The 26,305-nt window shown below is 47.8% G+C and carries 17 protein-coding genes; 13 read left to right on the top strand and 4 right to left on the bottom strand.

The window, feature by feature from the left end:
* The first annotated feature begins 53 nt into the window (after positions 1-53).
* Positions 54-1,460: an aminomethyl-transferring glycine dehydrogenase subunit GcvPB gene (gene gcvPB, locus BMY63_RS07320; protein WP_091901202.1), complete on the top strand. Its 1,407-nt coding sequence runs from the start codon at positions 54-56 to the stop codon at positions 1,458-1,460.
* A gap of 13 nt (positions 1,461-1,473) precedes the next feature.
* Positions 1,474-2,787, top strand: coding sequence for a dihydrolipoyl dehydrogenase family protein (locus BMY63_RS07315; protein ID WP_091915684.1), 1,314 nt, complete (start codon positions 1,474-1,476; stop codon positions 2,785-2,787).
* A gap of 13 nt (positions 2,788-2,800) precedes the next feature.
* Here the strand turns inward: BMY63_RS07315 and purN are convergent, their stop codons facing one another.
* Positions 2,801-3,367, bottom strand: a complete 567-nt coding sequence (gene purN / locus BMY63_RS07310; RefSeq protein ID WP_091915682.1) for a phosphoribosylglycinamide formyltransferase — start codon at positions 3,365-3,367, stop codon at positions 2,801-2,803.
* Positions 3,368-3,446: 79 nt separating this feature from the next.
* Positions 3,447-4,346 carry a diaminopimelate dehydrogenase gene (locus BMY63_RS07305; protein ID WP_091901600.1) on the bottom strand — a complete coding sequence of 300 codons (900 nt, stop codon included), beginning with the start codon at positions 4,344-4,346 and terminating at the stop codon, positions 3,447-3,449.
* A gap of 238 nt (positions 4,347-4,584) precedes the next feature.
* On the opposite strand from BMY63_RS07305, the gene ruvA reads away from it, so the two are divergent.
* From ruvA to BMY63_RS07275, 6 genes are all read left to right on the top strand, one after another.
* Positions 4,585-5,208 carry a Holliday junction branch migration protein RuvA gene (gene ruvA, locus BMY63_RS07300; protein WP_091915680.1) on the top strand — a complete coding sequence of 208 codons (624 nt, stop codon included), beginning with the start codon at positions 4,585-4,587 and terminating at the stop codon, positions 5,206-5,208.
* Between the two features lie 116 nt (positions 5,209-5,324).
* Entirely contained in the window at positions 5,325-12,722 is a 7,398-nt protein-coding gene (gene sprA, locus BMY63_RS07295; protein WP_256218976.1) for a T9SS outer membrane translocon Sov/SprA, read from the top strand.
* A gap of 164 nt (positions 12,723-12,886) precedes the next feature.
* Entirely contained in the window at positions 12,887-13,759 is an 873-nt protein-coding gene (locus tag BMY63_RS07290) for a hypothetical protein (protein ID WP_091915676.1), read from the top strand.
* Positions 13,756-14,190, top strand: coding sequence for a S24/S26 family peptidase (locus tag BMY63_RS07285; RefSeq protein ID WP_256218968.1), 435 nt, complete (start codon positions 13,756-13,758; stop codon positions 14,188-14,190). Before BMY63_RS07290 ends, BMY63_RS07285 begins: the two co-directional genes overlap by 4 nt.
* Positions 14,191-14,233: 43 nt before the next feature.
* Entirely contained in the window at positions 14,234-14,515 is a 282-nt protein-coding gene (locus tag BMY63_RS07280; protein WP_091901214.1) for a PqqD family protein, read from the top strand.
* A complete protein-coding gene (locus tag BMY63_RS07275) occupies positions 14,512-16,107 on the top strand; it encodes an ABC transporter ATP-binding protein (protein ID WP_143065749.1) in 1,596 nt (531 codons plus the stop codon). Before BMY63_RS07280 ends, BMY63_RS07275 begins: the two co-directional genes overlap by 4 nt.
* Before the next feature lie 31 nt (positions 16,108-16,138).
* Here BMY63_RS07275 and nadB read toward each other — a convergent pair whose 3' ends face one another.
* Entirely contained in the window at positions 16,139-17,755 is a 1,617-nt protein-coding gene (nadB, locus tag BMY63_RS07270; RefSeq protein ID WP_091901218.1) for an L-aspartate oxidase, read from the bottom strand.
* 164 nt (positions 17,756-17,919) lie between these two features.
* Here nadB and BMY63_RS07265 point away from each other — a divergent pair, with 164 nt between their 5' ends.
* The 4 genes from BMY63_RS07265 (at position 17,920) to BMY63_RS12555 (ending at position 22,846) form a co-directional block, all read left to right on the top strand.
* The gene (locus tag BMY63_RS07265; RefSeq protein WP_091901220.1) at positions 17,920-19,134 is read left to right on the top strand and encodes a carboxypeptidase-like regulatory domain-containing protein; all 1,215 of its coding nucleotides are present in this window, start codon (positions 17,920-17,922) and stop codon (positions 19,132-19,134) included.
* Positions 19,135-19,147: 13 nt separating this feature from the next.
* Complete coding sequence (dacB, locus tag BMY63_RS07260; protein ID WP_091901221.1) at positions 19,148-20,368, top strand: D-alanyl-D-alanine carboxypeptidase/D-alanyl-D-alanine endopeptidase; 1,221 nt, start codon at positions 19,148-19,150, stop codon at positions 20,366-20,368.
* Between the two features lie 110 nt (positions 20,369-20,478).
* Positions 20,479-21,705 (top strand): phosphoserine phosphatase SerB, encoded by a 1,227-nt coding sequence (serB, locus tag BMY63_RS07255; RefSeq protein WP_091915878.1) that lies wholly within the window; start codon positions 20,479-20,481, stop codon positions 21,703-21,705.
* Positions 21,706-21,772: 67 nt separating this feature from the next.
* Positions 21,773-22,846, top strand: coding sequence for an A/G-specific adenine glycosylase (locus tag BMY63_RS12555; protein WP_091901223.1), 1,074 nt, complete (start codon positions 21,773-21,775; stop codon positions 22,844-22,846).
* Positions 22,847-22,852: 6 nt separating this feature from the next.
* Here the strand turns inward: BMY63_RS12555 and BMY63_RS07245 are convergent, their stop codons facing one another.
* Positions 22,853-23,212, bottom strand: coding sequence for a YraN family protein (locus tag BMY63_RS07245; RefSeq protein ID WP_091915671.1), 360 nt, complete (start codon positions 23,210-23,212; stop codon positions 22,853-22,855).
* Positions 23,213-23,381: 169 nt separating this feature from the next.
* On the opposite strand from BMY63_RS07245, the gene BMY63_RS07240 reads away from it, so the two are divergent.
* Entirely contained in the window at positions 23,382-26,258 is a 2,877-nt protein-coding gene (locus tag BMY63_RS07240; protein ID WP_091915670.1) for a C10 family peptidase, read from the top strand.
* Positions 26,259-26,305: the final 47 nt, after the last annotated feature.

Raw genomic sequence — 26,305 nt, 5'->3', positions numbered from 1 at the left:
TGATACCCCATGAAAAGGGACAAGCATATGCCAAGGATTCAGATGATACGATTATGAATAATAAGTTATATGGCAATTTGATCTTTGAACTATCAAAGGCAGGTCGAAAGGGCTTCTCTCTACCTAAAAATAATTACGGGACCTGTACGATTCCAAAGGAACTCTGTCGTCAAAAGGAAGCGGCGCTGCCTGAGTGTGATGAGTTGACTGTGGTTCGTCACTATACGAACCTCTCAAACAATAACTTTGGTGTAGACACAGGCTTCTATCCTCTCGGCTCCTGTACGATGAAGTATAACCCGAAAATCAATGAGGAGATAGCCGCACAGCCGCAGTTCCAGAACATACATCCTGAACAGCCCACGGAGACTACGCGTGGTGCACAGGCCATCGTCAGTCTGCTGGAGCGCTCGCTCTGTGAACTCACAGGTATGGCTCATTTCACTTTCAAGCCCTATGCGGGGGCACATGGTGAACTGACGGGACTGATGACGATTGATAACTATCACCGTTCGCGAGGTGATTTCGATAGGAAGAAGGTCATTGTGCCCGATAGTGCTCATGGGACGAACCCTGCTTCGGCGGCGGTCTGCGGACTGGAGATCGTCGAGGTGAGCTCGCGGGCAGATGGAACGGTCGACTTTGAGGATTTGCAGCGTATTGTTGCTGAGCAGGGCACGGAGATTGCTGCAATGATGATGACGAATCCTAATACCCTTGGCCTCTTCGAGACGCGTATCCCGGAGATTGCCAGACTTATACACGACTGTGGTGGTCTGATGTACTACGATGGGGCAAATTTGAATCCGATGTTGGGCGCATGTCGTCCCGGTGATATGGGGTTCGACGTGATGCATGTTAATCTGCATAAGACATTCTCTACTCCTCATGGTGGCGGTGGACCTGGTAGTGGTCCGGTTGGTGTTCGTGAGGGCTTGCAGTCATTCTTCCCCTTTGTGTCGCCTTATCATGGCAACTTTGGCGTTATGATGCGTGCGTATGCCTATATCCTTTCCTTAGGTCGTGAACATGTAAAGGAGGTGGGACCGTTGGCCACACTGAATGCCAACTATATCAAGGCGTGTCTGAAGGATGTCTACGAGTTGCCCATCGATACAGTGTGTTGTCATGAATTCGTGTTCGATGGTCTGAAGGATAAGACGACAGGTGTGACAACGATGGATGTGGCGAAACGTCTGCTCGACTACGGCTATCATGCTCCGACAATCTATTTTCCGTTGCTTTTCCATGAGAGCCTGATGATTGAGCCGACAGAGAACGAGTCGCGTGAAACACTCGATGGCTTCATTGCCGTGATGCGCAAGATAGCAGAGGAGGCGAAAGTCAGTCCCGAGAAGGTGAAATCTGCTCCTCATACAACACCTATTGGAAGGGCTGACGATGTGCTCGCTGCTAAACATCCTGTTGTGACCTATCGTCAACTCAAGTCAGAAGCCTAATGTTCAATGTGTGATGAAAAAGACAGATTTGATCGTTATTGGCGCAGGACCGGGTGGTTACAAGGCTGCCGAGTATGCGGCCAAACGGGGACTGAAGGTGACGATTTTCGAGGTTGGAGAGGTTGGGGGTACCTGTCTTAATGTTGGCTGTATCCCCACGAAGACCTTTGTTCATAGTACCTCGTTTGATGAGGCCCGTGAACGTATGGTTCAGGTGGTGTCTCAACTCCGCCAAGGGGTGGAGGGTATCCTTTCGCATCCGAATATTACTCTTGTCCGTGAGAAAGTCTCTTTTGTCGATGCTCATACTGTTCGTTATGGAGACGGTGATTTGGTTATTGCTGATTACATCATTATCGCCACAGGATCCGAAACAAAATGGCTATCTATTGTTGGTGCAGACAGTCCCAGAGTTGTCGACTCTACAGGTTTGCTCCGGCTCGGCATCCTCCCCAAACGTCTCTGTGTCATTGGTGCCGGAGTCATTGGTATGGAGTTCGCTTCAGTGTTTCAGCGTTATGGTTCTGAGGTTACCGTCATTGAGTATCTGAAGGAATGTCTTCCTGCCCTTGATGGTGATATAGCGAAGCGTCTGCGTAAGACTTTGGAGAAGCGTGGCATAACTTTCCATATGCAGTGTGCCGTGAAACAGATTGTGGATGAAGAGGTGGTGTTTGAAGACAAGAAGGGACAGCAAGTACGCATAGCGGCAGATGTCATCCTAATGGCTACGGGCCGCAAGCCTCGAACTGAGGGCCTAAATCTGGAAGCCCTTGGCATCACTCTTGCCCCCAATGGTGCCATTCCCGTCGATGATAATTTCTGTGTAGCGTTGAGAGGAGCCGAGAGAAGTCCTCTCTATGCTATCGGTGATGTGAATGGTCGACAGATGCTTGCTCATGCCGCGGAGATGCAGGCTATCCATGCTGTCAATCATATTTTAGACAAGAAAGACGGTATCCGCTTCGATATCATGCCCGCTGCCATCTTTACCGAACCAGAGGCCGCCTGCGTGGGGCCTACCGAGGATCAACTTAAGGAACAAGGTGTTGCATATACCTGCCAGAAGGCGTTCTGGCGTGCCAACGGTAAGGCTCTTGCGATGGGCGAGACAGAGGGGATGCTTAAACTCTTTGTCTCCCCTTCTATGGAGGGGCGGGGAGGAGGTCTTATCCTTGGTTGTCATGCTTATGGTGCTCATGCTGCTGATATCGTCCAAGAGGCATCGGTACTCATGTGCAAGAACACCACGGTCGACGAACTTACCGACATGGTGCACATTCATCCAACCCTTGGGGAAATATTGAAGTCCGTTACAGAGCAGTAACGGACTTCAATATTTAGAGACTTTTCAGTATATCTTCAACAACCTTGGGGAAATATTGCATTTCCAGTTGGTGTTCTTTCTCAGCGATGTCGTCAACGGTGTCGTTGGGGGAGAGGGCAACCTTGTATTGAGCGATAATCTCTCCTGCATCGCAGACAGGGGTTACCCAATGGACAGTCATGCCTGTTTCGGTTTCTCCTGCAGCCTTTACGGCCTCGTGGACATGATGTCCCCACATACCCTTCCCGCCATACTTGGGCAATAGGGCGGGGTGTAGGTTGATAATCCTATGCGGATAGGCGTCGATGAGAAAATCAGGAATGAGCGGTAGCCATCCTGCCAGTACGATGAAACTGATATCGTATTTCTGAAGCAAAGGTAACATCACGTCTGGGTTGTGGAGATCGGCCTTGGGGGCAACGGCTGTGGGAACGCCGAGACGCTCTGCTCTTGCTAATGCATAGGCATCATGCTTATTGCTGACAACGAGAGCGGTATGAACGCTCTCGTTGTCAGCAAAATAATTAATCAGGTTTTCGCAGTTAGTCCCGCCGCCTGATACAAAGATTGCTATATTCATTTCATTCTATTCAACATAGAAATACAGAGAGGACAGAGTTTTTGTTATTTCCTCTGTGTCTCTGTACTTCTGTGTCTGTTTATACTAAGTGTTCGATAAGATCAGCACGGTCGCCGGGGAGCATGTCAATGACTGGAATCTCAACCATGGTATAGCATCCGGGCTGCAGGCGTACGGAAGCACGGGCCACGTTGACAAGCACCTGACCGGTAAGGGCAGGATTGTTGATGCTCATATTGAATTCCAGACGCTGGTTCTGTGTCTTACCGCTGACACCCTTGCGTACAAGGTTTACACCATGCCCCATGTCGCGTACATCGTCGACGCTCTCAACTTGGAACACATGAGTCTCGTCGGAAGCGAAGTAGGGATCAGCTTTGATATCTTTAGACACATCTTCCAGTTTTGCGCCTTCTTCCAGTTCAACATATACCATACGACGATGGATACCCTCACCGAGAGGGATAGTCATTGATAGCGCATTCTTCACGCCTTTCTTCGAGCGGACGCAGACGCTGTGTCCCATGGACATACCAGGACCAAAGTTCGTGTAGCTGAGTCCCTTTGGCGCAAGACTCTGCATGAGGGTGCGCACGATAGAGTCGGAGCCTGGATCCCATCCGGCAGCGATGACACTGACAGTGTTGGTCTCTTTGTTGAGCTTCATCAGACGCTCGCGGTATCCGCGGATGTTCGTGTGAATGTCGAAAGAATCGACGGTGTTGATGCCAAGAGGAAGAATCTGATTCGCATACTCCTCACAACTGCGAGTAGGGGTGGCAAGGATGGCTACATCGACATCCTTCAGTTCGCGGATGTCCTTCACTACTTCATAGTCTGCCAGTTCTGCAGGCTTGTTCTCCGCACCGTTACGACGTACGATACCTGCTACCTCGAAGTCGGGAGCTGTCTCCAGTGCCTGGAGGGCATACTGTCCGATGTTGCCGTAACCCACGACGGCTGCTCTGATTTTCTTCATAATCTTTTTTATGTCTTTTGTTGGTTGTTCCATCACTGCTGTTCTTCGCGGGCAAGGCGAAGGCATTGCTATCGAGCGGCAAAAGTACACTTTTTTACTGAGATACGTGACAAAACGACGGGAAAAATATCTAAAATCTTTCTTTTTGTGATAATTGATAAGGTTTCTGACACGAAATACAATAAATTGTAAGTATTGTGCGTTTTATGAATGGTGAAAATGAAAAACTGTAAGAACTATGATTGAGTATATCAAAGGAGAACTGACAGAACTGACTCCCGCGTTGGCGACGGTGGAGGCTGCCGGAATCGGCTATGGACTGAACATCTCGTTGAATACGTTCAGCGCCATCCAAGGGTTACGAGCAGACGGAACGGGAAAGAAGGATGTGAAACTCTATGTCTATGAGGCTATTAGGGAGGATGCCCATCAACTTTATGGCTTTGTGAACAAGAAAGAAAGAGAGATGTTCCTATTACTCATTTCGGTAAGTGGGGTGGGTGCTAACACGGCCCGGATGATTCTCTCGTCGCTGAGTGTCAGTGAACTATGCAATGCAATCTCAACCAATAATGAACGATTGATTAAGGGTATCAAGGGCATCGGTCTGAAAACGGCCCAGCGTATCATCGTCGACCTGAGAGATAAGATTGTCGCATTGGGCATAGCAGAGGAAATTCCTGTGGGTGGACAGGTGTCTGCACCGGTAAATAGTCAGGTGAAGGACGAGGCTGTGAGTGCACTCACGATGTTGGGTTTTGCCCCGGCACCGAGTCAGAAGGTGGTTGTCGCCATCATGCAGGAACAGCCCAATGCTCCTGTGGAGCAGGTTGTGAAGCAGGCATTGAAGATGATCAAGTAAGTTCGGGGAATCATTCTGAAACTGACGGCAGGACTTGAGGGCTATTATATAGGGGCCTTTTGAAGTCCTGTTGTCCGCTGCAAACATTATTAATGAGACGGATTATAGGAATTGTCATGGGATTGGTTCTCGCGTGCGCATGTGCGCATGCGCAAAAAGACTCGTTGCGTGCGCGGTGGCGCATACAATGCACGGCCCCCATGTTGGTGCACGATCTCGATTCGTCGGCCCTCGATTTAAAATGGCCTGACAATATCCGTCAAACAGTCGAGTATGATGACTCGGCTAATGTCTATTATATCGGTTCAAAGTTGGGTGACTCTTATCTGACGGCTCCTATACTGATGACGCCGGCAGAATATCAGAAGTGGGTAGAACAGAGGGCACTCCGTCAGTTTTTCCGAAAGAAAAACACGGAAAACGTGGCGAATGGCGGGAAGGATAAGTTCTTGTTTTCTGACATGCATTTCGACCTTGGTCCGGCAGAGAAGATTTTCGGTCCAGGTGGTGTACGCATCAAGACACAGGGAACGGCAGAACTGAAGTTCGGTGCGACGATGAAGAATATCGATAATCCATCGCTACCTATCCGTAACCGTAAGACAACAAGCTTTGATTTCGATGAGAAGATCAATCTGAGTGTGAATGGTATGGTGGGAGACAAGGTGAACATGAACTTGAACTATAACACTGATGCGACATTCGACTTCGACACTCAGAATCTGAAACTGAAATATGAGGGTAAGGAGGATGAAATCATCAAGTTAGTGGAGGCTGGTAATGTCACTTTCCCGTCGAACAACTCGTTGGTGAAGGGAGCGAGCAGTCTTTTTGGCGTGCGTACCGATTTGCAGTTTGGTAGACTGAAGTTACAGACGGTACTTTCGCAAAAGAAATCGTCGACGAAAAGTGTATCGTCGAGAGGTGGTACGCAGACAACGGCTTTTGAACTGGATGCGTCCGACTACGAAGAGAACCGCCATTTCTTCCTCTCACATTATTTCCGGGAACATTACGATCAGGCGATGTCGACCCTGCCGAACCTGATGACGGGCATTGAGATCAACCGTGTGGAGATCTGGGTGACAAACAAGACGGGCACGACGGCTAATACCCGTCATATCGTGGCGTTGACAGACTTAGGAGAGAATACACAGGTAAGTAATCCCTATTGGAATCTGTCCGGGCAGACGGTGCCAGGTAATGCAGGAAACACAGAGTATGCAACACTGGTGAATAGCTATGCCGATGCCCGTGATATAGATCAAACAAACAGCGTGTTGGCAGCTATCCCCGGTTTTGAGAATGGTGTGGACTATGAGAAACTGTCGAGTGCCCGTCTGTTGACTGCCTCGGAGTATACCGTGAACAAATCGTTGGGTTACGTGTCGTTGAAGGGTGGTTTGCAGACAGATCAGGTACTGGCGGTGGCCTATGAGTTCACGGCAGGTGGGGTTACCTATCAAGTGGGTGAGTTTGCTGGTGATGTTGCGGAGACTTCAAAGGCGTTGTTTGTGAAGTCGTTGAAGAATACATCGGCTACGCCCTCTCAGGGAAACTGGCGTCTGATGATGAGGAACGTGTATTATCTCGCTTCAACGGTCGAAAAAAGCAGGTTCCGTCTTGATATCAAGTATCAGAGTGATACGGCAGGCGTCTATCTGACCTACATCCCAGAACAGCAGGTGAAGAGAACTCCTTTGTTGCGACTCCTCGGTTGTGATCGATTGGACAATAACAACAAGACGCATGCCAATGGATATTTTGATTTCGTTGAGGGTTATACCGTGTCCGACGGTCGTGTTTTCCTGCCTGCTGCAGAGCCCTTCGGTGATTATCTGCGTCAGCGACTTCTCCGTGAAGGACTGTCGTCGGCAGATGCGGAGAAATACGTGTTCTCCCAGTTGTACGACTCAACGAAGACGGTAGCGCGACAGAATGCAGAGAAAGACAAGTATATCCTCTCCGGACAGTATAAGGGAACTTCCGCCAATGTAATTTCTCTTGGGGCTTATAATGTGCCGCAGGGTTCCGTCGTGGTCACTGCAGGTGGTATCGTTTTGCATGAGGGGTCTGACTATTCAGTTGACTATTCAGCTGGTGAGGTGACGATCCTGAACCAGAGTATCATCGATGCAGGAACAAACGTCAATGTGTCGCTGGAGTCGAATACTGATTACGGCATGCAGCGGAAGACGATGATGGGTGTGAATTGGGAATACGATTTCTCTAGGAACTTCCAGATTGGAGGTACACTGATGCATCTCTCCGAACAAGCACTCATCTCGAAAGTAGCGATGGGTGAGGAACCGCTGAAAAACACACTCTGGGGATTGAGTGTCAACTGGAAGCAGGAGTCGCAGTGGCTTACTTCTGTTCTCAATAAGATACCGTTCTTACATGTTAAGGAACCATCGCATATCTCTTTCACCGGCGAGTTCGCACAACTCGTCACAGGAACGGCAGGTGGCACACAGGATAATGCCTCGTATATCGACGATTTCGAGAATACGAAGAACTATATCGACGTGAGTAGTCCGAAACAATGGACACTCTCTAGTGTCCCGACGATGTTTCCGGAAAGTGTTGACAAGACGGGAGTAACTAGTGGTATGAACCGTGCACTGTTAGCTTGGTATAACGTTGATCCGATATTTACCCGTCGTTCATCGACGCTTACGCCAGGACATATCAAGAGTGATCTTGAGCAGCTATCCAATCATTATGTGCGTGAGGTATATGTGAAGGAACTTTATCCTAACCGTGATCAGAGCACTTATAATGGGGCAACATCAACGCTACCCGTGCTGAATCTCGCCTATTATCCACAGGAACGCGGTCCCTATAACCTGACACGCGATCTGAACAGTGACGGTTCTATGCGACAGCCCGAGACGAAATGGGGTGGTATGATGCGCAGACTCGACACTAACGACTTCGAACAGGCAAATATCGAGTATATCGAGTTTTGGATGCTCGACCCCTTTATCTACACCCGGCAGCAGGGCAATGAATCCGATTACAGTGGCGATCTCTACTTCAATCTCGGTGAGGTGAGTGAGGACGTGCTCCGCGACGGTAAGAAGTTCTATGAGAGTGGCATGCCCGTCGACGGAAGTAATTCGTACAACACCACCCAATGGGGAAAGGTGCCTGTTCAGGCAACGCAGACCTATGCCTTCGCTACGACAACCGGCTCGCGACGATTACAGGATGTGGGTTTCAATGGACTAAATAATGACGAGGAACGCTCGTATGGAGCTTACAAAGAGTGGATAGATGCCGTGAGTGGGATAATCACTAACGACAGTATCCGTGAGGCGTGGCGCAACGACCCTGCTGGCGATGACTATCATTATTTCCGGGGCTCCGACTTCGACAAGGAACGGAAGACTATTCTCGACCGTTACAAACGAATCAACAACCCACAGGGAAATTCTCCCGATACTGATGAGCAAACAGAGTCGTACGACACCAGTTATAAGACGGGGCCGGACGTAGAGGATATAAATCAAGACTATACACTCAATGAGTACGAACGTTATTATCAGTACAAGGTGCGTATCAGTCCGGAAATTCTAGATGCTTACCGTCACGGTGTGGCGTCTGCCGACTGTTTTATCACAGACATGCGTACTAGTAGTGTGAAGTTACGCAATGGCGATACGACGAGTGTTAACTGGTATCAGTTCCGTATTCCTTTGACGGCATACGAGCGTAAGGTGGGGTCAATTAGTGGTTTCACTAGCATCCGTTTCATGCGAATGTTTATGACCGGTTTTCAGAAACCTATCGTTCTTCGTTTTGGTTCGTTGGATCTTGTGCGCGGTGAATGGCGTGTATATAAGCAGAGTCTTGGAACCTCGGCAGCAGAGGGAGGTGTCATGGAGGTCAGTGCTGTGAATATCGAAGAGAACAACGACAAGACGCCGGTGAATTATGTGTTGCCGCCAGGTATCAGTCGTGTGACAGACCCCTCACAGCCTCAACTTGTGGAGAACAACGAACAAGCACTCGATATCGTGGTCAAGGAACTGCGACAGGGCGAGTCGAAGGCAGTCTATCGGAACACCAGTTTGGACCTGCGTCACTATAAACGCATGCAGATGTTCGTTCACGCCAATCACCTCATGCCTGATGCCACGAATCTGCAAGACAATCAATTGGCTGTGTTCATCCGCCTTGGTAGTGACTACAGGAACAACTACTATGAGTATCTGATTCCATTGCAACTCACACCTGACCGTAGCGACTATAGCAAATATTCTACTGCCGACCGTCGACAAGTATGGCCCGAAACGAATATGCTCGATATTAGTCTTCATCTCTTTACTCAACTGAAAAAGCAGCGTAATCTGTCGAGATCGCAAGGTACAGCCTCCTATAGTCATCCCTTTTCTGTCTATGACCCCGATCGTCCCGGTAATAAGGTTAGTGTGCTTGGTAACCCGTCGCTTGGTGAGGTGAAGGTGATGATGATCGGTGTGCGAAATATTTCCGGTGATGTGAAGTCAGGAGAGGTATGGGTTAACGAACTTCGCCTATCCGAAACGAACAACGATGGTGGATGGGCGGCCTCAGGAACGATGAATGTGCAACTCTCTGACTTCGGTACTGTGAATATGATGGGCCGTTATATCGGCGACGGCTTCGGAGGACTGGAGGAGGGGGTGACACAACGGTCTACCGATACGCAGAAAGAATACAGTGTGACAACATCATTGGAACTAGGTAAGTTCTTCCCTGAGAAGGCGAAGGTCAGTGCACCGCTTTATTACTCCGTGACAAAGGAAGAGGTAAGACCGCGTTACAATCCTTTAGATTCCGATATGCGCCTCAGCGACGCCCTTGATGCAGCAGCTGATCGTCGTGAGCGAGACAGTATTGAGAACATTGCTGTCACAAAGACTACAAACAGTAACTTTGCACTTTCGAATTTTCGCTGGGGACTACGAACGAAACGTCATCCGATGCCCTATGATCCAGCCAATTTCTCGTTTAGTTACAGTCATTCTCACCGTTATACGTCGGGCGAGACGACCGTCTACGAGAAAGAGGACCAGTGGCGTAGCGCACTAAACTACAATTACTCTCCTGTATATAAAACTTGGGAACCATTCAAACACTTGAAAGGAAAATCAAAGTGGCTGAACTTTCCAAAGGCATTTGGCATCAACTATCTGCCGCAGAGTATTGCCTTCAACTCCGAGATTACCAGGAACTATTACGAATTGCAGGAGCGTGACATGGAGAGTCTGGATCGGCAGCGTCTTCCATTGACGTTCTCCGAGCAGTTCCTGTGGAACCGTGACTTCTCCTTACGTTGGGATTTTACGAAGAACCTGCATTTCAATTTCCAGTCGGCTACTCGTGCGCAGATAGAGGAACCGTATACACCCGTCAACAAAGACCTCTATCCAGACCACTATACTGCATGGAAAGACTCTGTACGACGGAGCATCCGCAACTGGGGTACGCCACTCGACTATCAGCAGCAAGTCAGTGCAAGCTATCAATTGCCACTGAACAAATTGCCGCTCTTTGATTGGGTGAATGCCGACGCTTCCTATCATGCGCGTTATTCATGGGTGAGAGGTACGGAACTGGATGACGGTACGAGTTTGGGTAATACCATCTCCAGTAACCGTAACCTAAACATCAATGGTTCTTTTAACATGGAGACGCTCTATAATCATATACCATTCCTGAAAAGGGTCAATGAGCGATTCAGGAAGACCGGTGTCAGGAATCCCAGAAGTCCAGAAAAGCCTAAGTTATCCAGAAGAAATAAAAAAACAGAAAACGACGGTGACTATGGTGATCATGCCGAGCTGGCCTCTCTCGAAGACTCTCGGAACACTTATCAGCGTGAAATCACTCTTCGCTCCGATACAACGCTCACTGTGGCTCATAACAGAAACTCTAGACGGATTGTAGTGACGGCTCGGACGAAGGACGGTCGTCTCTATAATCTCCGATATAAGACCATTGATCCTAATAGGATTGTGATAAAAAGTCTTGACACCATATCTTTGAAGATTACGATTTCTGCAAAGCCTACATCGGAGAACAAGTGGTGGTATAAGTCTGCCCAAAGCGCGGCCCGTGTATTGATGATGGTTCGTTCTGTCAGTGTTAACTACCGTCATCAGTATGCAATGCTATTACCGGGCTTTCTGCCCAATGTAGGTGATATGTTCGGTCAAAGGGCCGATAATGTGATGTCGCCTGGTCTCGATTTTGCCTTCGGTGTGATGGGCGATGGCTATCTCGATAAGGCGATGAGGAACGATTGGTTGCTGATGAACGACAGCGTGGCAACACCGGCAACCGTTAACAGCTCCAGTGACTTGCAACTGAGAGCAGTTCTAGAACCGCTCCGAGACTTGCGGATTGACCTTCATGCCTCACGTACCGACAATAGGGCGAGAAGCATCCAATATATGTATGCAGGGACACCGACAACCTATAGCGGAACGTTCAATATGACAACGATATCGTTCAAGGGGGCGTTAGCCGGTATAGGTAACGCAAACAGCGGTTATCGATCGGCAACTTTCGACCGTTTCCGCACGCTTGTTGACGATTTTCAACAACGTGTGCAGCAACTGTACGACGGTGCACCGCACACGTTTGCTGATGTCAATCCTTATAGCGCTGATGTGATGGTGCCGGCCTTCCTTTCCGCCTATACGATGGGGGCCGGGAAGTCGCTTGCTGTCTTTCCTTCGCTGATGCGTCTGTTGCCGAACTGGACCATGCATTACTCGGGACTCTCAAAACTTCCGTGGGTGCGCGACTATCTGAAGAGCCTCACTCTCAGTCATGCATATAAGAGTGTTTATAGTGTAGGCAGTTATGCGTCATACAGTTCGTGGCAGGAGTATATGGACGGATTAGGTTTTATCACAGATCAAGTGACGGGCATGCAACAGCCGTCGTCGATGTACAACGTTTCTACCGTCAGCATAAACGAAGCATTTTCACCATTGCTCGGTGTCGATGCTACGTTTCAAAATAATCTCACGGCGAAGTTGGAGTATCGTACGAGTCGTGTACTTAGTCTCTCGATGACAAGTATTCAACTCAATGAGGCACTCAGTCGTGACTGGGTTGTTGGGATGGGCTATAAGATTCAGGATTTTAATCTTTATGGTGCTGCAGGTAACCGTAAAGTCAAGCGGGCACAGTCGGCATCTGGTAAATCGGGGAAGGTCGGATATTCTGGATCATCCGGCAAATCCGGTGTGAACCATGACCTGAATCTGCGTTTAGACCTTTCATACCGCCGGCAAGCATCTATCACCCGTGATATTGCATCCGGTGTGTCATCGGCCTCGAGCGGAAACACAGCTTTCAAGTTGTCTTTTATGGCTGACTATACGCTCTCTCGTTTACTCACCCTGACGGCTTATTACGATCAGCAGACAAACACTCCTTTACTCTCAAGCAACAGTTATCCTACGACGACGCGTGACTTCGGACTGTCGTTAAAATTCTCGCTCACACGATAGGATGCTTTTTCGTGTTTTCTTTTTTGAATTCTCGAAAAAAGTTCGTACCTTTGCCGCTGTAGCTTTAATGATACCATCTACAGATATGATTTTGAAACGTATGTTCCAATTACGGCGTCTATTGCTCGGGTTGGCATAGGGTTTTTGTTAAGTGTGATTCCGAAATGAGAGAAACAGTATATTATAAGGTAGCAGGTCACCTATATAGCGTGAGCGCAGAGAAGGATGTCTTTGCGATGATGAAAAATTATGAACCATTTAAAAGTGACGGTGACGCGACGACGTTTACCTTAGTCATTGAGAATGGAAAGGCACCCGATTACACCGAGGAACTACGACAAGACGATGAGGAACAGACCATCATTTGCGGATGTACGATAGACGGTAGGCCTGTGTTTGAATTTCGTTGGCAGAACATAACGGCAGGATGGCTTATCTGTACAGACGACTATCGTGACGGGCAACTTGTCGTGACGGACCGTCATGTAAAAATGGCTATCGACAATGCTCTGATGGTACTGTTTGCGCTGGCAACGGCCGATAAGAATACACTGCTGTTTCATGCATCTGTGGTCAGCTATAAGGGATATGGTTATATGTTCCTAGGCAAGAGCGGAACTGGTAAAAGTACTCATTCGAGTCTTTGGCAACAGTATGTCGATGCGACGGAACTGATAAACGATGACAATCCGGTGGTGCGTATCGAAGATGACAATCAGATTGTTGTGTATGGTTCACCTTGGAGTGGAAAGACACCCTGTTATCGGAACGTCGTTTGTCCCTTGGGTGGTATCGTTCTCCTTTGTCAGGCACCTTATAATAAGATATGTCGGTTGACAGGTATTGAGACTTATGCGGCATTGGTGCCCAGCATCAGTGGTAAACGATGGGATGTGCGTATTGCCGATGGATTGCATCAATCGGAAAATATATTGGCACGACAGATACCTGCGTATTATCTGGAATGTCTGCCCGATGAAGAGGCTGTACGTGTTTGTTATGCAGCATTGATGCATAATCGTAATGATGAAGTATGATGAGCGATAAGGACATCATCGAGGAGGCAATCCGGTTGGTCGATGAGGGCTTGTGTGTCACACTACCCGTCAATGGCCGCAGTATGCTACCGTTCATCATTGGTGGCCGCGAGAGTGTTATTCTGCAGAAGGCAGTCCGACCTAAGGTCGGTGACGTGGTGCTTGCATGGGTCAACGGTATACGCTATGTGGTGCATCGTATCATCCGTGTGGATGGTGAAAATGTGACTCTAATGGGCGATGGTAACCTTGTTGGTGTAGAGCATTGTGCATTGGATGATATTAAGGCGTTGGCCACGCATGTTGTGGATGCGGATGGACATACACATAAATTATACACACCTTGGCGAAAAGAAATCGCTCGACTATGGTTCTGGCTGCGACCTGTACGTCGATATTTGCTTGCCATCTATAGAAGAATAAAGAAATAGATATTGCTATTGTGCTTTTACAAAGGGCGGAAAAAACATAAAAATGAAAATCAAAAAAGGATTTGTGCTGCGCGATGTGTGCGGCGAACAGGTAATTATGGGGGAGGGACTCGATGCAGTTAACTTCGGGAAGTTGTTAGTACTTAACGATACGGCAGCTTGGTTGTGGAAACGGGCTCAGCAGATGGTCTCCTTTAACATTGAGTCACTCACAGAAGAACTCTGTGGGGAATATGATGTTCCAGTCGACGAAGCCCGAAAGGATGTGGCTGAGATGCTGCAAAAGTGGCAGGATGCCGGTCTGATAGAGATTCTTGAGAGGTGAGATACGTATTGTGGCTGTGGCATAACACACGTGGCATCCGTTGGAGAATGGTGGTGCGCATCGTTGCAGGTATTGGACAAGTGTTGCTTGGCCTGCTGATGGTGTGGCTTAGCAAACGCTTCATTGATGTAACTATCCGCATAGGAAGTGTTGATGATGTGCTGCGGATGGTGATGTGGCTCGTGGTCACAGTCGTGGGAGGTGTGGTACTGCGACAAGTTGGTTTTTGGCTTACTACGGTTGCCAATGTCAGACAGATGAATAAACTCAGACTATATTTCTTTAGTAGTCTGTTCCGTCGGCAACTTTTCGAAGGTGAGGAGCTGCACTCGGGCGACGTTACGTCGCGATTAGCGAAGGATATTGAACAAGTGAGTACGGTGTGTACCGACACTCTGCCCCAGATGGCGATAACCGCGATACAACTCTGTGGCGCGTTCTTGTTAATGCACTGGTTTGATGCCCGACTGGCATGGGCATTACTGTTGCTTACACCAGTCGCCATCGTGTTCGGCAAACTTATCGCCCGTCGGTTACGGCAGATGACCCTTGACATCAGGAATGACGAGAGTCGTATACAGATGCAGGTGCAGGAGGGTATGGAATATAATGCCGTGTTGCGCTCTTTGGGCAGTGAACAGTGGGTCACTAGTCGTCTCGACTCTATGCAGCAGCGACTTCATGGCAATGTGATCCGACGCACACGCTTTACTGTTGTTGCCCGTCTCATCATGGGCTGTGTCTTCGGATTGGGTTATCTCTTAGCATTTGTATGGGGTGGCATAGGATTGCGTAATGGCACTATCACTTTTGGTGTTATGACCTCCTTTCTGCAGCTTGTTGGTATGATTCAACACCCGATACTCCAGTTGCTTAATCTTGTGCCTGGTGTGATTCATGCTACGGCAAGCATTGATCGTCTGGATGAGCTTGGTAATATGACATCGGATGCAGTACATGACAATAAGTGTGTCGAGAGGAATGACCATCAATTAGGGAAAGGCATCCGTTTCGATAATGTTGCTTTCCGCTATGCGAATGGCGATAAGATGATATTGGAGAACTTCACATATGAATTCAAACAAGGCAGTAAGACTGCCATCATGGGTGAGACAGGTATCGGGAAGACCACATTATTCCGACTGATTCTCGGTCTTGTCGAACCGACGGAGGGCGTGGTTACTGTGGGAGAAGATTTGTGTTTCGTGCCGCAAGGTAACACGCTGATGAGTGGTACTATACGTTATAATCTGCAATTGGCAAAGCCTGATGTTACAGATGAGGCGTTAAAGGATGTGTTACATACAGCGTGTGCGGATTTCGTGTTCGACTTGCCAGAGGGACTGGATACAGAATTGGGTGAACATGGTTGTGGATTAAGTGAAGGACAAGCACAACGTATCGCGATAGCGCGTGGCCTGCTGCGTCCCGGTACGATCCTTTTGCTTGATGAAGTCAGCAGCTCGCTTGACGAACCTACCGAAAAAGAACTCTATCATCGTCTCTTTGAGGCATATCCAAGGAGTACAATGCTTTTTATTACACACCGCCCAGCCGTCACCTCTCTCTGCGATGACGTAATCCGTTTATAGATCTTATTAGTTGATGCGAAAGACTCTCCTGTTATTTGTCGTAGGCGTGTACAGGATAATCGGTGGTGTAGTGAAGGCCACGGCACTCTTTTCGCTCTAGGGCCCAACGGGTGATAAGGTATCCCACATTAATCATGTTACGTAGTTCACAGATATCCTTCGAGGCCTTAACGCGTTTGAAAAGTCGTTCTGTCTCCTCGTAGAGCATATCGAGACGATCCCACGCACGATGCAGACGCAGGTCGCTGCGCACGATACCTACATAGTTTGACATAATCTGATTGACCTCCTTAACACTTTGAGTGATGAGAACCTTCTCCTCATTGGTCATCGTACCCTCATCATTCCATTCCGGTACCTGATCATTGAAGTCGTATAGGTTGATATGTTCTAGCGAGTCCTTGGCTGCTGTGTCGGCATAGACAACAGCCTCAATGAGTGAGTTGGAGGCAAGACGGTTGCCGCCGTGCAGTCCTGTGCAGGAACATTCACCAAGGGCATAAAGTCGTTCAATGCTGGTCTGTCCGTTGAGGTCGACTTTAATACCGCCACACATATAGTGAGCTGCCGGCCGCACTGGAATGTAATCGGTGGTGATGTCGATACCGATGGAGAGACATTTCTGGTAGATATTGGGAAAGTGTTTTTTCGTTTCAGCGGGATCCTTATGGGTGACATCAAGGCATACATGATCGAGACCGTGTTTCTTCATCTCCTTATCGATGGCGCGAGCCACGATGTCACGTGGCGCCAAAGAGAGTCTGTCGTCGTATTTTTCCATGAACGTCTGTCCATTGGGTAGCTTTAGGATACCGCCGTAACCGCGCATAGCCTCTGTAATGAGGTAGGCGGGGTGCGTCTCCTTGGGGTTATGGAGCACTGTCGGGTGAAACTGAACGAATTCCATGTCGGCCACGGTTCCCTTGGCTCGGTACACCATCGCAATACCGTCGCCTGTGGCAATGACAGGATTCGAGGTGGTCAGATACACCGCTCCGCAGCCACCGGTACACATCACTGTAACTTTAGCTAAGTATGTGTCAACGTGCGAGGGGTTGTTCGGTCCCTCTGGTAATTCTGGATTTTCTGGTGAGAGTACATATGCGCCATAACAATGGATGTAGGGTGAACGGCGCGTCACCTTGGCACCAAGGTGGTGTTGGGTGATAATCTCTACAGCGAAGTGGTTTTCCTTAATGTCAATGTTCGGATTGTTCTTGACAGCCTCTATTAATCCGCGCTGAATCTCCGCCCCAGTATCGTCTGCGTGGTGTAAGATGCGAAACTCTGAGTGTCCGCCTTCGCGATGAAGGTCAAACGATCCGTCTTCCTTCTTGTCGAAGTTTACGCCCCAGTTTACTAGTTCACGTATCTGTTCCGGTGCTTTGCGTACTACCTGCTCTACGGCTGCCCGATCAGAGATATAGTCGCCTGCAACCATCGTGTCCTCAATATGCTTGTCGAAATTATCGAGTTCCAGGTTTGTCACTGACGCTACGCCGCCTTGTGCGAACGAAGTGTTGGCCTCGTCAAGTGAGGTCTTGCAGATCATACATACGCGCCCTTTGTTAGCTTGTGCAACCTTCAATGCATAGCTCATGCCGGCTATGCCGGCACCGATAACCAAGAAATCGTATTTGTATACCATAATACGGAGGTGTTTTGATAATTTATTGCAAAGGTAGCTATTATTGTTAATAAATAAGAGTTAAGAGTTGAGAAAAATGGTATTCTATACATATTTTTTCTTAAATATTAACTCTTAATTCATATTTTTTCGTATCTTTGCCACAAAACCAAGACGAAGATAAAATGAAAAGACTGTGGCTGATTATTCTAATGTGTATACCTTTGGCAACACTGGCTCAGCAGGTTGTCATAGGAGGTGTTGTCTTGGATGACAAGACAGGTAAAGGACTAAAACAGGTGAGTGTGTCGGCAGGCAGACTGTCGGTTGTCACGAACGAAGATGGAGTCTTCTCTCTTAAACTTCCCCAGATACCTCAGTCAATCACGGTGTCGCATCTGGGTTATAAAACACGTCGGGTGAATGTAGTGGAAGGGCAGACGGAGAATCTGACCGTCCGTTTGGCACCGACGGTAATCCAATTGCGTGAGGTGGTTATCACAAACGAGAATCCGCGTGAGTTGGTGGATGTTGCCATCAGTAAGATTCCGGACAACTACAGCAGAAACCCGGAGCTGCTGAAAGGTTTCTACAGGGAGACAGCGATGAAACGTCGCCATTATATCTATGTGGCCGAGGGTGTGGAGGATATGTATAAGACATCGTATACCCGTCAGGTGGGACGTGATCGTGTATCAATCGTTAAGGGACGTCGCTTGATTAGTCAGAAGGAAAGTGACACGCTCGGTGTGAAGGTGATGGGTGGTCCGGTGCAGGCCGTCTTGCTTGATATTGTAAAGAACCGCGAGATCCTGTTTAATAAGGAGGAACTTGATGCCTATCAGTTTAGAATGGGGGATCCCGAGTATATCAATGACCGCGAGCAGTATGTGGTACTGATGGAGCCTAAGATGCTGATGCCGTATGCCCTATATCACGCCAAACTCTATATAGACCGTGAGCGACTTGCTTTCACACGTATCGAGTTGGATCTGGACATGCGAGATAAGGACAAGGCGACGCGCACGATGTTAGTGAAGAAACCTTTCGGCGTGAAGTTCAGACCTCGTGAGTTGTCGTGTGTCGTGGATTACCGTTATGAGGACGGAGTAACACGTCTCAGCTATCTGCGGAATATCTTCCGCTTCAACTGCGATTGGAAGAAACGCCTATTCTCTACGTCGTTTACGGCAACTTGTGAGATGGCTGTCACTGATATTACTTCGGATGGGGTGCAGCCTATAGCTAATCGCAGTTCGTTCGACTCGCGGGATGCCTATTACGACAAGGTAGAGTATTTTATGGATCCAGAGTATTGGAGCAATTATAATATCATTGAGCCGTCGGAGTCGCTTGATAAGGCTATTCACCGTCTTGTATCTAAATATCGACGGAATTGAGGAAGGAAAATAGATGAGAAAACATATCTTACTGGTCTTTGTGGTATGCCAGTCTCTCTGTCTGCATGCGCAGACAGAGAGTTCTGTTGTTATGCCGCAAGCGACAGATACGGTACAGGTGGCGCTTCCCTGGCCGGAGAACATACAGGCAAGGTTGGATTCTTTAACGAACGACCGTTTCTTGGAACGAACGCAATTAGGATTGATGATTTATGACTTGAGTGCAGATTCAGTACTCTACCGCTATGGCGAGAAGCAGACGCTGCGTCCAGCCTCGACGATGAAGTTGTTGACGGCTATCACGGCATTGGACTGTCTGGGAGCCGACTACCCGTTGCGCACATCTCTATATTATCGGGGTGTGGTGAATGGTCGTACATTGGAGGGAGATGTCTTCTTGGTGGGTGGTATGGATCCGATGTTTGACGAGGTAGATATGGAAATCTTTGCTGAGGCTGTTTGTCGGATGGGAGTAGACTCAATCCGAGGCCGTATTGTCACCGACACTTCGTTCAAAGAGGAGTTTTTGCTCGGGGAAGGTTGGTGTTGGGACGATGACAACCCTCAGTTGACACCCTTGCTGGTATCCCGAAAGGATGAATTCGCAAGTCGTTTTGTGAGTCTGTTGCGTGACAAGGGACTGACCGTGGATGCTCCCTGTACGTCAGGCATCCTTCCCAAGGATGTGCTACTTGTGTGCTCTCGTTCTCACCGATTGAAGGATATACTTGTGCCGATGATGAAGGAGAGTGATAACCTTTATGCCGAATCAGTATTCTTTCAGATTGCGGCCTCTTCGGGTGCCCGTCCGGCAAAGGCAACTCATGCCCGTCAAATCATCAAACGTACAGTCGCCAAGTCGGGCATTTCTGGTGTCGCCTATCGGGTTGCCGATGGCAGTGGATTGTCACTTTATAATTATGTTACTCCTGAGTTGATGGTGAGTATGCTACGTTACGCCTATCTACACCGTGATATTATTTCATATCTTCGTCCGTCATTGCCCGTGGCAGCTGTTGATGGCACTTTGAAGAAACGGATGGGTGACAGTTGTGCGAAGGGAAGGGTACAGGCGAAGACAGGTACAGTAACTGGCGTCTCATCGTTGGCAGGCTACTGCACGGCAGCTAATGGTCATCAGTTGGCTTTCTGTATCATTAATCAAGGTGCGATGAAGCATACAGAAGGTAGGGTTTATCAGGATAAAGTATGTGAGGCTTTGTGCCGCGAATAGGGATATAGTTCCCGAAAATAGAACCATTGAAAAATATGAAGACAGAAAATAAACAGAAAAACGACTCCTTACTTGCCGCTCATGGCGCACAGGAGAACACTGAAATAAGAATGCAGGAGCAGATTCTTGTGAGAATTACCGGGCAGGATCGTCCGGGACTGACAGCCTCGGTCATGGGTATATTGGCGAAGTACGATGCGCAGATCCTTGATATCGGACAGGCAGACATCCATTCAACGTTGTCATTGGGAATTCTAATCCGTATAGAAGAGACGCATAGTGGACAGGTGATGAAAGAACTGTTGTTCAAAGCAACGGAACTGGGTGTGAACATCGGCTTTTCCCCGATTAGTGATGACGAGTATGAGGACTGGGTAGGTCATCAAGGTAAAAACCGTTATATCCTTATGGTGATGGGACGACAGTTGGAGGCTCGACAGATAGAGGCTGCGACCCGTGTTATCGCTGATCAAGGATTGAATATCGACTCTATTCTGCGACTCACAGGACGCAAGAGTATAAAAAACTCTGCTAAGCATGTCCGTGCCTGTATTGAGTTTTCGTTGCGCGGTGAGCCTCGTGACAGGAAGGAGATGCAATCGAAGCTGATGAAACTTTCGTCGGAGATGGAGATAGATTTCTCTTTCCAAAAAGACGACATGTTCCGTCGTATGCGTCGACTGATCTGTTTTGATATGGATTCGACACTCATCCAGACGGAATGTATCGACGAATTGGCAGAGCGAAATGGTGTGGGGGCTGAGGTGCGGGCCATCACGGAAAGTGCTATGCGTGGTGAAATAGATTTCAAGGAAAGTTTTACACGTAGAGTTGCTCTGTTAAAGGGACTTGATGTGAGTGTGATGCAAGAGATCGCAGAGAACTTGCCCATTACTGAGGGGGTAGACCGTCTGATGACTATTTTGAAACGTTGTGGTTATAAGATTGCAATTCTCTCGGGTGGATTCACATATTTCGGTGAGTATCTACAGCGTCGTTATGGAATTGACTATGTGTATGCCAACGAACTTGAGATAGGTGAGGACGGCAAACTTACGGGACGTTATGTAGGAGAGATCGTAGACGGTCATCGTAAGGCTGAGTTACTGAAACTCATTGCTCAGGTGGAGAAAGTAAATTTGGCTCAGACGATTGCTGTGGGCGATGGCGCCAATGACCTTCCGATGATCTCTGAGGCCGGCCTGGGTATCGCTTTCCATGCAAAACCGCGTGTGGTTGCTAACGCAAAGCAGAGCATCAACACGATAGGTCTTGATGGAGTACTCTATTTCCTTGGTTTCAAGGATAGCTATTTGGGTGACCAGGGAAAGTTGTAATATAATGTAATGGACTGCGGGGCCAGATTGTCCTATGGTCTTATAGTCTGTTGCTGAATCTGACGGTATGGATTTTGCATTAACGCTTCTGCAATGGTTTCGTGAGAACGGTCGTGACTTGCCTTGGCGGCAGACTCGTGATCCTTATGCTATATGGCTTTCGGAGATTATCCTCCAGCAGACACAGGTAAAGCAGGGCTGGGAGTATTGGGAACGGTTCATATGCCGTTGGCCAACCGTGGAGGCACTGGCTGCAGCAACAGAAGATGAAGTGCTTCGTGAGTGGCAAGGGCTTGGTTATTATAGTCGTGCAAGGAACCTGCACTATGCCGCTCGTCAGATTATTGACCTTGGCCATTTCCCCAATACGTTGGAAGATCTCAGACGACTGAAGGGAGTGGGTGACTACACTGCCGCGGCCATCGGAAGCATAGCTTTTGATTTGCCTGCAGCTGTGGTCGATGGGAATGTATATCGAGTTCTCGCCCGTTATTTTGGTGTCAATATCCCCATCAATACCACAGAAGGAAAAAAGACCTTTTCCGCCCTTGCTCAGAGTCTTCTTCCTGAACCCCCTTGTCAAAAGCAAAAAGATAACTGTCGACACCTAAATGCCGTCTATAATCAGGCCATCATGGACTTTGGAGCCATCCAGTGTACCCCACAGTCACCGCACTGTACTGTCTGTCCGTTGATGGAGAGCTGTGAGGCTTTTCGCTCTGGGAAGGTTGGTAATTTGCCTGTGAAGTTGAAAAACTTGAAGGTATGTGAGCGTCATCTTGTTTATGTCTATATCCGTTGTCAAGGTGAAACGGCTATTCATCGACGTGGAGCGGGGGATATTTGGCAAGGATTGTGGGAACCATATTCTCCTACCATCCTTTCGGAGGGGAAGGATGGTCTGACGAAGTCCTCTGACTCGGAGATCCTCAATACCCTGAGAGGAATAAATGGGACTCTCGTTTCACTCCGTCGGGATGTCAAACATGTGCTTACCCACCGTGTCCTCTATGCAGACTTCTATTTGCTTGAGACGGACGTAAGACCAGAACTTCCTAGTGATTATATATGGATTCCTGAGACGCAGTTTAGTGATTATGCCGTGCCCCGTTTAATAGAGATTCTATTGGAGTCTTTATAGGTTTATCTATATGAGCGCAACATCCTTGATATGCTTGATCTCTAGTTCATTTTCCAATGCTCCAACGACGGAGATGATATCGAATCGTAAATCCTGACGGATGTTTTTCGATTTTACATAGTGGTTGATGGCCTGTTTTAAGTTTTGCTGTTTCCAATAGTCGACGGCCTCCTCAGGTTCGCCGAAAGTGTTGTTTCGACGGGTCTTCACCTCGACGAATACAACAATGTCCTTGTCAAGCGCAATAATATCAATGTCTCTGCGTCCAGATTTCCAGTCGCGTTCGATAATCGTATACCCTTTCTTTTCAAGATACTCGGCGGCCTGTGTTTCGCCCCATCTCCCAAATTCGTTATGTGAAGCCATAGATTTTAACGGTTAGCGACAACTCCATTATTTGAAGGAACTGTTTCTTTTATTAATTACAAAGATACGCAATCTTATCGTCGTAACAACACTTTTAACTTATTTTATATCGTTTTTATAAAGAAAGTGTGTACCTTTACATTTTAATCAATCATAAATTATATTGAGAATGGTAAAACGACTACTCTTTTTATTTGTGCTGGCCCTCCTGACTCTTAATGTCATGGCCCAACAGATTACAGAACAGCAGGCTAAGGAACGTGCCTTACGGTATCTCGCGAGTAACTCGGCAGCAAAAACCAGAGGTTTGAATGCTAATGCGACTACGAGACTAGATGCAACCAAGGTGGAGGCTCAAAGTATCTATGCTTTCAATATAGATGGCGGTGGATATGTTATCGCTTCTGCAGATAGTCGATCCTTACCTGTACTTGGCTATTCTGCTAAAGGTAAAATCGACTGGGAGAAAATGCCAGAGAACATGCGTGTATGGCTGAAGAGCTATGACGCGGCCATGAAGACGTTGGGTAACAGAAATGATTTCGTCGATGGCGTCTTCCAGCATGCGATAAAGGTGAAAAAGACGCGGGCAGAGCGTGCTCCCATCAATCCCTTGCTGAAGACCACATGGGATCAAGGATTTCCATATAATAATAAGGTACCTCTCTATGAAGGTGCAAATCCAGACTATGAGGGTGAGGCCTCCTATGTCGGTTGCATTGCCACTGCGATGGCTCAGATCATGAACTATCACAAGTGGCCGAGGGCCGCGACATCGGAGATTCCTGCCTATGATCTGAAGACGGCTTACCAGAATAAAGAGAAGATATGGCATATTGAAGCGCTACCGTCTGTCACCTTCGACTGGGATAACATGCTTGATACTTATGTAGTGCCCAACTATGAGCTCAAACGATATGAGATTCAGGGTACAAAGGCTCAGCAGGATGCTGTGGCTACGTTGATGCGCTATTGTAGTCAGTCGGTTTATATGGGTTATTCCCCTGAGGGTTCGTACTCTGACGCACAGGAGGTTGTCGAGGCCCTGGTCAAGTATTTTGGCTACGATCCTGCTCTCCGTTCTGTCAAGCGTGTCTGCTGCGGTATTGATGAGTGGGAGCAGATGATCTATGACGAATTGGCCGAGGGACGTCCCGTGCAGTATTCCGGCGATACTGATGAAACTGGACATTCTTTTGTCTGCGACGGTTATGACGGCAATGGACTTTTTCATATTAACTGGGGATGGGAAGGAACGGATGACGGATATTTTGCTCTCGCCGTACTCAATCCTTATAACAATACTAGTGCAGGAGCAAGTTCCAGTCGTATCGGGTTTTGTATGGGACAGGATGTTATTATTGGAGTAAAACCCGCTCCAGAGGGTACCTACTCCCAGACTGCCATTCCTCAGGTATGGCTTAATGAATTAGATCCCATAAGTGTTGAAGGTCAGGATACCGTCCGTTTCAGCTATAAGTTCAGATCATATTCATATGACCATATCCTCGTAGATTTTGCTCTTGGCACACGAGAAGAAGATGGTACTCTGAAACCGATTTATAAAGGTGATCCTTCCGATAGCATTGTCTATAACAGGTCATTAAATTTCCATGAGGTCTGGATTGATTCAACGCTTTTCAAGCCTGGAGATATACAGGTGCTATACCCAATGCTTAAATTCCCCAATATTCCTGGTAGCGATTGGCATCTGGTTGGTTCCTTGGAGTATAATGTCATCGCAGGACGTACAGATGATAATCGTTTCTTCCTTTTTCGTATGTCCCCCGATCTGGATATTAAGAAAATTGGCTTTACAGGTGGACCGGCACGTGTTGCAATGGGTAATGAGATTACGGCCACTATTTATAATAATGGCCCTTTTGAAAGTACAATGCCATTGGTACTTATACCATACTACTTCGGTGATGTGAAGCTTGATGATATCACAGACGATACTCCGTATTCTGAGGGTGATCCATTATTGAGCGGTGTATATCTTCGGGTAAAAGAGAGTGCTGATGTCACTTTTGGATTCAAACCAATGCGTGGTGGTATCGTCTACTTGGCTCTTTGCCTGCCTGATGGTACTGCCTTGGCCGACTGTGTCGTCGAGGTGGAGAACCTGATGGGAACGTATGATGAATATGTGGAAAACTCGAGCTATTATGAACAGAAAGATACCTATGATGGTGACTATCAGGCGACGACGGTAGAGGATGATGGTGAGGTACATCTAGGACATCTTGTCTATCATGTAAATTTTACAGATATTCCTGATGTTACGGTACCCAACGTGAAACCTTCCGACTCCATCTACTTGCATGCTCGTATCTCTGATGCTGCTGAGAATTGTCAGATGACGTATAAGAGAGAGGAAAAAGCTGTCTACGACTATCTCGTCGCACTTCCCGAGAAAGCCAAAGACGGTTCATATAAGTTTTCTTTTGATATTGAACATGAGATTCGCCGAGGTGGTTGGTATTACGTGTGGTCTTATATCAATGAAAAAATCTATTGGGAAAATAGGGAGGATCTCTCTAGTTGTGAGAAATACAAAGAATTCATAGTTCGTGACGAACCCTCTATTCGTCTTGTAGGCGATACTGCAGTAGCCAGTGGTCAACCTCTCAGTCTTGAACTTCACCTGACGACAGGCTACCCTTATACTCCGACGGACTTCACAGGTTCAGAGAAAGCGCGCTATACACTTTATGATGTTGTTGACAACGGTCAACTGACTGAGCGTCGTTCTGGTAGCCAGACGCTTTCCTTCGCTAAAGGTGAGCGATTAATGGCTGTAGTTGATACTATGATGGTTGGTGGTACGCTGCCTGATGGTAACTATCTGTTACGTGTTAGCAGTGACTGGTCACCGCTCGGCACTCGTGATATCCATCTCTCTGTCGGTTCGACGGGTATTAAGAATGTTGCTCGTGATAAGGCTCCTGTTGCTTACACTGATCTGAGAGGTGTACGTCGCGAAGGACGTCCAAACCGTAAGGGCATCTATGTTCGCGATGGTAAGAAAGTCGTCGTAAAATAATCACGAAAGAGAACTTGCTCACATCACGTCAGGTGTGAGCAAGTATA

This window comes from Prevotella aff. ruminicola Tc2-24, assembly GCF_900110895.1.
GTDB lineage: Bacteria > Bacteroidota > Bacteroidia > Bacteroidales > Bacteroidaceae > Prevotella.
The sequence above is the reverse complement of the archived record's forward strand: the minus strand, read 5'-3'. Positions and strand labels throughout refer to the sequence as shown.